Source organism: Staphylococcus sp. EG-SA-2 (genome assembly GCF_017152085.1).
Window position 1 is genome coordinate 1 of the sequence record NZ_JACYHC010000894.1, and the last position, 12133, is coordinate 12133.

Below are 12133 nucleotides of genomic sequence, written 5' to 3' on the forward strand. Positions count from 1 at the left end.
ATCATATTGGTAGAAGCCATTGTTTTGATGAATCAAAGACGTGCATTGAAGTATAAGCGACTTGTAGATGAAGAGGTAGATATCGATGCAACAGATCAATATGAATTGCTTGCGAATCGTTATGTTTTAAATGGAAGTATATTAAGCGTTATACAGACAATTATTGCCTTTGTAGTGTTACTAATTTTTGTGGTAGGGCAAGCTGAAGCAAATGCAATGCTATTCTTTTTAATACCATTTTTTGCTAGTGCTATTTTCAATACACAATTTACACTGTTTAATAGAAAATTTGATGACAGAATGCCAAAAATTGCAGATAAGAATTACACTGAAAAGCGATTGGAAATATTGGATGAAGGTGAACGCCATATAGAATTAATTGCATTATTTAAAACATATGCGATCAACTTATCAATATTGATACTAGCCATTATTTTTATAGGGTCTTATTCAATTGCTACAGGAATTAATCAAAGCTTTAGTTTGCTACTTATCATTGCTATTTTCATATATAACGCCTTTAGCTATTTATTGAAGAGAAGACGTTTTTATTAAAATTAAACAAAGAGGAGCATGGATATGACAACATTGTTAAACGTAGATCGTGTGAACAAACAATACAAAGATTCGGATTTTAAATTGCAAGATGCATCTTTAACGATTTCTACTAATGAGACAGTTGGATTAATTGGGAAAAATGGCTCAGGTAAATCGACATTAATTAATATTCTAGTAGGCAATCGACATAAAGATAACGGTAGTATTGCATTTTTTGGAGAAGAACATGCTGCGGATGATGTCGAATATAAAGAACACATAGGTGTTGTGTTTGATGATCTGAGAGTACCTAATAAATTGACTATTAAAGATATTGATAAAGTATTTCAATCTATTTATACGACTTGGAATAGTCAAAAATTCTTTGATTTAATCAAATATTTCGAGTTACCACTACAAACTAAAATTAAAACTTTTTCAAGAGGGATGCGAATGAAGATAGCTTTAACGATTGCGCTTTCTCATGATGTGAAGTTATTAATCTTAGATGAAGCAACTGCAGGTATGGATGTTTCTGGAAGAGAAGAAGTAATGGAACTATTAGAAGATTTTGTCGCTCAAGGTGGAGGCATCTTAATATCATCGCATATTTCTGAAGATATAGAACAATTAGCGGATAAATTAGTGTTTATGAAAGATGGACGAATGATTTTAACTGAACAGAAAGATATACTTTTAGCACAATATGGAATTGTTACGACAGGAGATAAAGATGTTGAAATTCCTAAGCATTTAATCATTGCTTCTAGATTGTCAAAGGGGAAATATCAAATTTTAGTTAAAGATTATGCAGAAATTGAAAATGCAGAGCCTTTAAAACACATTGATGACGCTACGAAAATCATAATGCGAGGTGAAGTATAATGAAAGGTATGTTCCTAAGTAGTTTTTATGCAACGAGAAAGCAAACATATATTTATTTTATAGTCGCTATCATAGCTGCGGGATACTTTGCAGTATTTAATCCGTTGATGAGTTCGGCAATGGCTGGGGTTATGTTAATCACACCCATTACTGATAATATTAAACATGAAAAAGACTCAAGATGGATGTATTATGTATCTACTTTACCGGTTAAACGTAGTGATTATATTAAGTCATACTTTGCCTTTTATTTAATCTTATTCGGTGCAAGTTTAATGATTGGATTAGTTGTGACTACGATCGTGACCCAAAGTGTGATGATTGGTATTATGTCAGGTTTAATGAGTTTTGGTATCATAGGGGCATACTCTATCATTTTCCCATTGACATTTAAATTTGGCGCTGAAAACTCTAATGTCATTATGATAGTTGCATCTATCCTACTACTTTTTTCTTTCGTGGTCTTTTTCTTTATATATGGTATGGTTAGTGGTGCATCGGCATTAGAATTTGAAAAAATTAGCACTGAAGGATGGTTAGTTGTCATAGTATATGCGGTCATTGGTATCGTTATAACAAGTGTTTCTTATATATTGTCTATTAAAATTTTTAACAAACAAGAACTATAATCAATATTCTTGGTGTGAAGCTAGTCATTGAAATAATATTTAGAGCAGGTGATAAATCAATACGATTATCATCTGCTCTTTTTGGTGTTGTGGAATGAAATGCGGGATGATAGGTTGAGGTGACATCTCTATATCATATCATTTGTTTTTAGAAGATTAGGTTATGTGGGAATTGCATCCTTTTATAGTGAGGATTAACGTGTATATATCATTGAGTATGTTGCTGAAATTTATTTGCGTGTATCATTTGATGATTGTATAGGCTAACGATTTCCTTGGAAATATTTAAAAACCTCGATCATGTAGCATAACTGAATCCAAAAGTATAATGTGAAGTTCGACACTTTTGGATTCAGTTCAAATACTTTGACCGAGGTGAATACTATTTATTCATGTTTATTACGTAGACGTTGATTTTTAAAATAAATCAGCATGATGCAGAAAGTCGCAACGGATACCGAGATAATCATTACTTGGTCATGCCCCTTAAAGATAAGGCTGATGATATATGATACTACAAGTATGCCTAGTGAAGAAGAAATATATTTTGCGTTTGTCAGTTCATTATGGAAATAAGGCGTGATTAACCATAATCCAATATAGAATATTAAAACACTGATATACATCATATTAATTTCAAACAAGTCATTTAGTTTATTGTTATTACTAAAAACAATTGCAGCATTAATCACACCTAAAGCGATATTGATTAATAGATGCGTATACGATAAACGGAAACCGATAGATGACAATTTATGATTAATGTAATTTTCAGTAATGATCCAATATACACCGAAAAGACTAATTAAAATCATAAATTGGAATATATAAATGTAACTAAAATGATCAATGCTAAATGATGACGAAGCTAAACCAACCAGTACCTCGCCAAAGATAATAATTGTTAGTAACGAAAAACGTTCTACTAAATGCATCATATTAACAGGTGATAATACAAGATATTTCTGAAATGGAATAAGTCCTGTCGCTGCAATGAATACGCCTAAAAATCCAGGGATGTAATGGATACTTTGTGGTAGTACTAATGATAGAAATGATAAAAATGAAATCACAAAGGCTACGCTCGCAAAAGCTTGACATGTACGCTTATCGCCATAATCTAACCCTGTACGTATATGTAATAAATACTGTAATCCGATACTTAAATACATAATTGCCACGCATAAGAAGAATGGGAAGAATGTCTTTTCAAAGTCCGGATATAGGCTGTTAGATAGGAAGACCATGATGAACATATTAAACATCATAAACGAGACGTCTTTGAATGTAACTTGACCAAATCGATTTGTAAAAAATGTTTGATGAGACCACATTAACCATAAGAACAAACTCATGACGATGTATTTGAAAAATAAATCAGCTGAAATGGAACCGTTTTGTGTTGTTAAAATCACATGTGCAATTTTTTGAATGGCATAGACGAAAATTAAATCAAAGAACAACTCATGGAATCCTGCACGCTTTTCAGCTAAATGTTTTGGTGTTAATGCATTAACCATAAAATTTTAACTCCTTTAAGATGTGTAATTAATTTACTAAGTATACTATTTATTTTTTCTAGTGAATAGGGGCAGATTTGGCGATGAAGTGGAAGGAGAGGTGACTGCATGGTAATTGCGGAATTAACAATCATCAGCGATTTAATATTTGACTAGAGACGTAATGGTAATAAAAAATTGATGAGAAATTGATGGTGAAACCAGCTGTGAATAGCGATGCAATGATAGATAGAATTTAATTAGAGTCATTACGCGAAATGATTAATGATAATTTGTGGTAAATCAAAGCATAATTTTGTACTATAGATGAGGATGATAGAGCATATTTAAGAGTGTGAAATGTTAAAGTGAAACCGTTTACGTTTCCGATTGCCCAAACAAATTACATCATTGTATAATATGATTTGTTAAATGCATAACAAGAATGAAAATGTAACATACGTAGCAATTGGTTTCATAAATTGGATGTTAGTGGCGTATTGGTTCATTAGACGTATTAGTAATAAAATTGTATATATCATAAGGAGATGAATATGACATGACGAGAGTCGTATTAGCAGCAGCATACAGGACACCTATTGGCGTTTTTGGAGGTGCGTTTAAAGACGTGCCAGCCTATGATTTAGGTGCGACTTTAATAGAACATATTATTAAAGAGACGGGTTTGAATCCAAGTGAGATTGATGAAGTTATCATCGGTAACGTACTACAAGCAGGACAAGGACAAAATCCAGCACGAATTGCTGCTATGAAAGGTGGCTTGCCAGAAACAGTACCTGCATTTACAGTGAATAAAGTATGTGGTTCTGGGTTAAAGTCGATTCAATTAGCATATCAATCTATTGTGACTGGTGAAAATGACATCGTGCTAGCTGGCGGTATGGAGAATATGTCTCAGTCACCAATGCTTGTCAACAACAGTCGCTTCGGTTTTAAAATGGGACATCAATCAATGGTTGATAGCATGGTATATGATGGTTTAACAGATGTATTTAATCAATATCATATGGGTATTACTGCTGAAAATTTAGTAGAGCAATATGGTATTTCAAGAGAAGAACAAGATACATTTGCTGTAAACTCACAACATAAAGCAGTACGTGCACAGCAAAATGGTGAATTTGATAGTGAAATAGTTCCAGTATCGATTCCTCAACGTAAAGGTGAACCAATCTTAGTCACTAAGGATGAAGGTGTACGTGAAAATGTATCAGTCGAAAAATTAAGTCGCTTAAGACCAGCTTTCAAAAAAGACGGGACAGTTACAGCAGGTAATGCATCAGGAATCAATGATGGTGCTGCGATGATGTTAGTCATGTCAGAAGACAAAGCTAAAGAATTAAATATCGAACCATTGGCAGTGCTTGATGGCTTTGGAAGTCATGGTGTAGATCCTTCTATTATGGGTATTGCACCAGTTGGCGCTGTAGAAAAGGCTTTGAAACGTAGTAAAAAAGAATTAAGCGATATTGATGTATTTGAATTAAATGAAGCATTTGCAGCACAATCATTAGCTGTTGATCGTGAATTAAAATTACCTCCTGAAAAGGTGAATGTTAAAGGTGGCGCTATTGCATTAGGACACCCTATTGGTGCATCTGGTGCTAGAGTTTTAGTGACATTATTGCATCAACTGAATGATGAAGTTGAAACTGGTTTAACATCATTGTGTATTGGTGGCGGTCAAGCTATCGCTGCAGTTGTATCAAAGTATAAATAATAAGAAAACAGGTTATCACAACAGTATTAATTACATGTTGGCATAACCTGTTTTTATTTGTTTATGGATTTATTGGGTAATATTAGTCATTTGATGGTTTAATTGCAAATGCTCTAACAGGGAACCCAGGTGCATCTTTTGGTTTAGGGCTGATAGCGTAAATGATGGCGCCACGAGTTGGTAATTGATCTAAATTAGTTAATAACTCGACTTGGTATTTATCCTGACCAAGAATATAACGTTCGCCAACTAAATCACCATTTTTTACAACGTCCACAGATGCATCGGTATCGAATGTTTCATGACCAACAGCTTCAACACGGCGTTCTTCAATTAAGTACTTCAAAGCATCTAATCCCCAACCCGGTGCATGTTGTTGTCCGTTCGCATCTTTGTTTTCAAACTTTTCAATATTAGGCCAACGTTTTGACCAATCGGTACGAAGTGCAACAAAAGTGCCAGGTTCAATAGTACCATGCTCTTTTTCCCATGCTTCTATATGCGCACGTGTTACGATGAAATCATTGTTGTTCGCTACTTCTGTTGAAAAGTCTAATACAATTAACGGCAATACCAATTCTTTTAAATCAATGTCTTCTAAATAACGTTTGTTCTCGACAAAGTGGATTGGTGCATCAATGTGAGTACCATATTGCGTTACAATATTCCAACGTTGCACATAGAAACCATGATCTTTAACCGTGAATAAAGTTGAAACTTCACCTTTTTCAAACTCACTAAAACGTGGTATTTCTGGATCAAATGTATGCGTTAAATCAACCCAAGTTGCTTGTTTTAAAGTATTTAATTGTTGCCATAAAGGATATTGTGTCATAAAATCACCCGTTTTTAGTTTATTATATGATAAATGCTGCGATTATTCTTGGCGTTTAGCTTTAACAGCATTCACAAGTACAGTCAATGCATCTTTAACTTCTTCTTCTTTTCGCGTTTTCAAACCACAGTCAGGGTTTACCCAGAATAATGAGCGGTCGATTTGTTGTAGTGAACGATTGATTGCTGTAGTAATTTCTTCTTTTGTTGGAATACGTGGACTATGAATATCATATACACCTAGACCGATACCTAAATCATAATTAATATCTTCAAAGTCTTTAATTAAATCACCATGGCTACGAGATGTTTCAATTGAAATAACATCAGCATCTAAGTCATGAATAGCATGAATGATTTGACCGAATTGAGAATAACACATATGTGTATGGATTTGAGTTTCATCACGAACTGAAGACGTTGCAAGTTTAAATGATAAAACAGCATCTTTAAGATATTGTTCGTGATATTCAGAGCGTAATGGTAAGCCTTCACGTAATGCAGGTTCGTCAACTTGGATAACTTTGATTCCTGCAGCTTCAAGTGCTAATACTTCTTCGTTGATTGCTAAAGCAATTTGATCTTGAACGACTTTACGTGGTAAATCAACACGTTCAAATGACCAGTTTAGAATTGTTACAGGTCCAGTTAACATACCTTTAACTGGTTTATCTGTTAAGCTTTGTGCATAAACTGTTTCATCAACAGTTAAAGGCGCTGTCCATTTTACATCACCATAAATGATTGGTGGTTTTACGGCGCGTGAACCATATGATTGCACCCAACCGAATTTAGTTACTAAGAAACCTTGTAATTTTTCTCCGAAGAATTCAACCATGTCATTACGTTCAAATTCACCGTGAACTAATACATCTAAGCCGATGTCTTCTTGAATTTTAATCCATCGAGCAATTTCATTTTTTAAGAATGTTTCATATGCTTCGTCTGTAATGCGTTTGTTCTTCCAATCTGCACGGTATTTTCGAACTTCTCGGCTTTGTGGGAATGATCCAATAGTTGTTGTTGGTAAATCCGGTAAGTTCAAACGTTTTTGTTGTTGTTCAATACGTTGCGCGAATGGTGATTGTCTTGAAGTACGCACGCTTTCGAAATCATAATCTAAGTTTTTGAATGATTGATTTTGGAAACGCTCATAACGTGCTTTTAATTTATCATATTTAACACTATCGTTTTGATTCAATAGGCGACGCAATGCATCTAATTCGTCTAATTTTTCAGTTGCAAAGCTTAAGCCTTCGCCAACACTTGTATCTAATGTTTCATCATCTAAAGATACTGGAACATGTAATAATGAAGATGATGGTTGAATGACAAGCTCATTAGTGTGTGCTAACAATTTGTCGATTAAGACTTTTTTAGCTTCAATATCACTTGCCCATACATTACGACCATCAATAATTCCAGCGTATAATGTTTTTGATTTATCAAAATCTCCTGCTTCAATTTGTTTAAGGTTATAGCCATTATCATGGACAAAGTCTAAACCTAAACCACCAACAGGTAAAGAACTTAAGAATTTAAGATGTGCACGTTCAAAGTATGTTTGAATGACTAATTTTTTAGCAACACCAGCTTTTTCGAAATAGTCATAAGCTTCACGTGTAATATTTTCATAGCTTTCGCTGTCGTCTGTAACTAAGATTGGCTCATCAACTTGAATGTACTCAGCACCTGCATCAATTAATGATTCAAACACTTCTTTATAAAGTGGTAATAACGTTTTAACTTTTTCTTCAAAAGTTTGGTGACCGCCTTTTGATAATTTAACAAAAGTAATCGGACCAACAATGACAGGGTGAGCGTTAACGTTTAAAGATTGGGCATATTTAAAGCGATCTAATAATACATTGCGACTCACTTTAGGCTCAACATTGTCCCATTCAGGTACGATGTAATGATAGTTAGTGTTAAACCATTTTATAAGTGCACTTGCAACATGGTCTTTATTACCGCGAGCAATATCAAATAATAAATCATCATCAATAGTTCTTCCTTGGAAACGTTCAGGGATGATGTTGAATAATAATGACGTATCTAATATATGGTCATATAAAGAGAAATCACCAACTGGGATGCTATCTAAGTGATAGTACTTTTGTAATAATAAATTTTCTTTATGTAGATCAGTTAATGTTTGATCTAATTCTTCTTTAGAAATCTTCTTTGCCCAATAACTTTCGATGGCTTTTTTCCATTCTCTTTTTCTACCTAATCTTGGGAATCCTAAGTTTGATGTTTTAATTGTTGTCATAATATTGCCTCCTTGTGAGCAGTAATAGATTTTGAGTATGCTGCAAGTTCTAATGAATCTTCGACATTTTGAAACGGTGTGATAATGTATAAACCATTAAAATATTCATGAACAGTATCGATTAAATCCTTTGAAAGCTTAAGACTTAGTTCTCGTGTTTTGGCTTTATCATCTTTAACTGCTTCAAATTGTTGTAAAATTTCATCTGACATCTTGATTCCTGGCACTTCATTATGCAAAAAGAGTGCGTTTTTGTAACTTGCGATAGGCATAATGCCTATGAAAAATGGTTTGTTCAAGTGCTTAGTGGCATGGTAAATTTCAATGATTTTCTCTTTGCTGTACACGGGTTGTGTTATAAAATAAGACATTCCGCTTTCTATCTTTTTCTCTAATCTTTTGACGGCACCATCTAATTTACGAACATTAGGGTTAAAGGCGCCAGCGATGTTGAAGTGTGTACGTTTCTTCAGCGCATCACCGTCAGTGTTAATACCTTGATTAAATCTTAGAGCGAGTTCAGTTAATCCTTTAGAATTAACATCATAGACATTGGTTGCACCTGGTAAGTGACCAACTTTTGAAGGATCACCAGTTATGGCTAATATTTCGTTAACGCCAATGAGCGATAATCCAAGTAAATGGGACTGCAAGCCGATTAAGTTTCGGTCTCGACATGTAATATGTACGAGTGGTTCAATATTGTAATATTGCTTAATTAAGCTAGCAGCAGCAATATTGCTAATTCTGACAGTTGCCAATGAATTATCTGCGAGTGTTACCGCATCTACATTAGCTTTATCAAGTTTAGCGATATTTTCAAAAAATCTATCCGTGTCTAAATGTTTCGGTGTATCCAATTCGATAATAACGGTTGGACGTTCTTGAACCTTAGATGTTAATGATTGTCTAACTTTATTTTGAGATGGATTGAAAAGTGCTTTCGTTGGTATCGGAATCACTTTTTTGTCATTAACAGGTTTAAGTGTCTGAATAGATTCTTTAATAAATTTGATGTGCTCTGGCGTTGTACCACAGCAACCACCAATTAAACGAACACCTTCGCGAATTAGATTTTGAGCAACTTGACCGAAATATTGTGCATTGTCACTATACTTAAATTCACTATTTTCAATATCTAATAAGCTGGCATTTGGATAACAAGATAAGAATGCGTGCTCTGGTAATTCAATATGTGTGAAAGACTCTTGCATATGGTGCGGACCATGATGACAATTGAGTCCCACGATGTTTGCACCACATTGAACGAGTTGTTTTAATCCTTCATTGATTGCCTGACCATTAACTAAGTAATTTGTGTTTGAAGCGGTTAATTGAGCAATGATTGGAATGTCGTATTTCTTTCTCGTTCGTGAAATGACATTTGTTAACTCTTCTAGGTCGTAATACGTTTCGAAAAGTAGCGCGTCAACGCCTTCTTCAATTAAGGTGTCTATTTGAATTTCAGTATGATAAAGAATAGTTTGTAAGCTGATATCCTCTTGTTTGATACCTCTAAACCCACCAACTGTGCCTAATATATACGTATCTTTATTTGCTGCTTTTTTTGCGATGCGAACGGCGGCTTGATGTATTGCTTTAACTTTATCTTCAAGACCGAATCGTTTTAACTTTTCAAAATTTGCACCATAAGTATTGGTTTGAATGACATCAGCACCGGCTTCAATATATGAACGATGGATGCGTTCAACTTTATCTGGATGGCTAAGATTATATGCTTCTGGACAGGTGTCTAATCCTTCAGAGTATAAAATGGTTCCAATAGCGCCATCAGCTACTAAAACATTATCTTTCAATTGTGTGAGGAATTGACTCATTGAATGCCTCCTTTAATGCGTATTTGATGTCTGCAATGAGTTCATCAGGATCTTCGAGACCAACACTTAATCGGAATAGACCGAAAGTGATACCACGTTCTTGTCTCACTTCTTCAGGTAGTGCAGCGTGAGACATTGTTGCTGGATGTGAAAGGATCGTTTCAACACCACCCAGACTCACTGAAACGAGTGGTAATGTCAGTGCATCGACAAATTGTTGTGCTTTAGACTCATCAGCTAAACGAAAGCCAATAACGGCACCGCCATTTTTAGCTTGTTCTAAATGAGCAGTAGTGAGTCCCGGATAATAAACTTCTGAAATTTCATCTTGCTTTATTAAAAATGACACGATTTTTTGCGCGTTTTCGACAGATTGTTTAAATCTGATTGGAAATGTTTTTAAATGTTTAGCAAGTGTCCAGCTATCTTGAGCAGATAACATATTGCCTGTACCATTTTGTATTAAATAAAGAGCTTCACTAATTGCCTCATTATTAGTAATGACAGCACCAGCAATTAAATCGCTATGTCCACTTAAAAATTTTGTAGCACTATGAATGACAATATCAGCGCCAAGTAATAAAGGTGATTGGCCTAACGGTGTCATAAATGTATTGTCCACAGCTACCAGTAGTTCATGCTTTTCGGCTATTTTAGAAACAGCTTTGATATCAGTAATTTTAAAACAGGGATTCGATGGTGTTTCGATATAAATTAATTTTGTGTTTGATTGAATGGCACCCTCGATTTGTTCGAGCTTGGTAGTATCTACGGTTGTAAATTCAATATTAAATCGATTCAAAATTTGCTCAGTGAGGCGAAAAGTACCGCCATATACATCATCGGGTAAGATGACATGATCACCAGATTTGAAAGTCAAAAGTACTGCTGAAATAGCAGCAATACCTGATGCAAAAGCAAAAGCGAATTTTCCCTGTTCTAATCGTGCTAACTTCTCTTCTAAAAGTTCACGGTTAGGGTTGCCACTTCGTGCATAATCATATTTAACATCGCCACCAAGACTTGTTTGATGGAATGTTGAAGAATCATAGAGTGGTGGGTTAGCTGAATGATATTCCACACCTCTACGCCAATCGAATATCACTTCTGTCTCTTTTGAAAGTGTCATACAATCTCTCCAATCTGAGCTTTATCTAATGCTTGGATGATATCGCGTTCGATGTCTTCATAATTTTCAACACCTAGTGATAAGCGGATTAAATACTCATCAATGCCACGTTTATCTTTTTCAGCATCTGGCATATCAACATGTGTTTGGGTGTAAGGGAAGGTCACTAATGTTTCAGTACCTCCTAAACTTTCTGCAAAAATACAAATGTCTAAATTTTCTAATAATTTAGCGACGCTATAGGCCTTGTTAAGTCTTAAACTAAGCATGCCAGTTTGCCCGCTATATAGCACTTCGTCAATTGCTTGAAGTGACTGACATTTTTTAGCAAGTTTTCTAGCGTTTGATTGCGCACGCTCAATGCGTAAATGCAAAGTTTTAAGTCCACGTAACAACAAATAACTATCTATTGGTGAAAGTGTTGCGCCAGTCATGTTGTGAAAATCAAACAACTGTTGCGCGAGTGATTCATCTTTGACGGTTACGACACCTGCTAGTACATCGTTATGTCCACCAATATATTTCGTAGCTGAATGTAAGACTATATCAGCACCTTCTGCTAATGGTGTTGAAAGATAAGGTGTTAAAAAAGTATTGTCGATAATTGACAATAAGCCTTTAGCTTTACAAAGTTGATAGTACGGCTTTACATCAATAGCAATCATTTGTGGGTTAGATATTGGTTCAATGAATAATGCAACTGTTTTATCAGTGATTTCTTTTTCAACTTGTTCATAATCTGTAAAATCAACGTACTTAAATTTGATAT

General features: G+C 34.7%; 10 protein-coding genes. 4 read left to right on the forward strand and 6 right to left on the reverse strand.

Translation table 11 applies throughout. From position 1 onward, the window contains the following. From IDG60_RS15765 to IDG60_RS15775, 3 genes are all read left to right on the forward strand, one after another. The coding region (locus tag IDG60_RS15765; RefSeq protein WP_164826185.1) for a DUF3169 family protein at positions 1–555 on the forward strand (555 nt) is incomplete at its 5' end. A gap of 24 nt (positions 556–579) precedes the next feature. Next, positions 580–1422, forward strand: a complete 843-nt coding sequence (locus tag IDG60_RS15770; RefSeq protein WP_000209551.1) for an ABC transporter ATP-binding protein — start codon at positions 580–582, stop codon at positions 1420–1422. Further along, positions 1422–2051 (forward strand): ABC-2 transporter permease, encoded by a 630-nt coding sequence (locus IDG60_RS15775; protein WP_000677725.1) that lies wholly within the window; start codon positions 1422–1424, stop codon positions 2049–2051. The genes IDG60_RS15770 and IDG60_RS15775 overlap by 1 nt, the downstream gene beginning before the upstream one ends. Positions 2052–2437: 386 nt before the next feature. On the opposite strand, the gene IDG60_RS15780 is transcribed toward IDG60_RS15775, so the two are convergent. After that, positions 2438–3571, reverse strand: a complete 1134-nt coding sequence (locus tag IDG60_RS15780) for a low temperature requirement protein A (RefSeq protein WP_000245682.1) — start codon at positions 3569–3571, stop codon at positions 2438–2440. Between the two features lie 538 nt (positions 3572–4109). Between IDG60_RS15780 and IDG60_RS15785 the strand changes: the two genes are divergently transcribed. Beyond that, positions 4110–5291 carry an acetyl-CoA C-acetyltransferase gene (locus tag IDG60_RS15785; RefSeq protein WP_000199067.1) on the forward strand — a complete coding sequence of 394 codons (1182 nt, stop codon included), beginning with the start codon at positions 4110–4112 and terminating at the stop codon, positions 5289–5291. Positions 5292–5373: 82 nt separating this feature from the next. Here the strand turns inward: IDG60_RS15785 and IDG60_RS15790 are convergent, their stop codons facing one another. The 5 genes from IDG60_RS15790 to IDG60_RS15810 form a co-directional block, all read right to left on the reverse strand. Further along, positions 5374–6126, reverse strand: coding sequence for a cyclase family protein (locus IDG60_RS15790; RefSeq protein WP_000195907.1), 753 nt, complete (start codon positions 6124–6126; stop codon positions 5374–5376). Positions 6127–6168: 42 nt separating this feature from the next. Further along, positions 6169–8397 (reverse strand): 5-methyltetrahydropteroyltriglutamate--homocysteine S-methyltransferase, encoded by a 2229-nt coding sequence (gene metE, locus IDG60_RS15795; RefSeq protein WP_000207623.1) that lies wholly within the window; start codon positions 8395–8397, stop codon positions 6169–6171. Beyond that, entirely contained in the window at positions 8394–10235 is a 1842-nt protein-coding gene (locus tag IDG60_RS15800) for a bifunctional homocysteine S-methyltransferase/methylenetetrahydrofolate reductase (protein ID WP_000077317.1), read from the reverse strand. Before IDG60_RS15800 ends, metE begins: the two co-directional genes overlap by 4 nt. Next, the gene (metC, locus tag IDG60_RS15805; RefSeq protein ID WP_000175854.1) at positions 10204–11364 is read right to left on the reverse strand and encodes a cystathionine beta-lyase MetC; all 1161 of its coding nucleotides are present in this window, start codon (positions 11362–11364) and stop codon (positions 10204–10206) included. The genes IDG60_RS15800 and metC overlap by 32 nt, the downstream gene beginning before the upstream one ends. Further along, positions 11361–12133 (reverse strand): PLP-dependent transferase (locus tag IDG60_RS15810; protein ID WP_156976149.1); only part of this gene is annotated, 773 nt, incomplete at its 5' end. The genes IDG60_RS15810 and metC, both read right to left, overlap by 4 nt.

Excerpts from the sequence above, each read along its gene's own strand:
- IDG60_RS15790 (WP_000195907.1), bottom strand. The coding sequence starts at position 6,126 with ATGACACAATATCCTTTATGGCAACAATTAAATACTTTAAAACAAGCA.
- metC (WP_000175854.1), bottom strand. The coding sequence starts at position 11,364 with ATGACACTTTCAAAAGAGACAGAAGTGATATTCGATTGGCGTAGAGGT.
- IDG60_RS15800 (WP_000077317.1), bottom strand. The coding sequence starts at position 10,235 with ATGAGTCAATTCCTCACACAATTGAAAGATAATGTTTTAGTAGCTGAT.
- IDG60_RS15775 (WP_000677725.1), top strand. The coding sequence starts at position 1,422 with ATGAAAGGTATGTTCCTAAGTAGTTTTTATGCAACGAGAAAGCAAACA.
- metE (WP_000207623.1), bottom strand. The coding sequence starts at position 8,397 with ATGACAACAATTAAAACATCAAACTTAGGATTCCCAAGATTAGGTAGA.
- IDG60_RS15785 (WP_000199067.1), top strand. The coding sequence starts at position 4,110 with ATGACGAGAGTCGTATTAGCAGCAGCATACAGGACACCTATTGGCGTT.
- IDG60_RS15780 (WP_000245682.1), bottom strand. The coding sequence starts at position 3,571 with ATGGTTAATGCATTAACACCAAAACATTTAGCTGAAAAGCGTGCAGGA.
- IDG60_RS15770 (WP_000209551.1), top strand. The coding sequence starts at position 580 with ATGACAACATTGTTAAACGTAGATCGTGTGAACAAACAATACAAAGAT.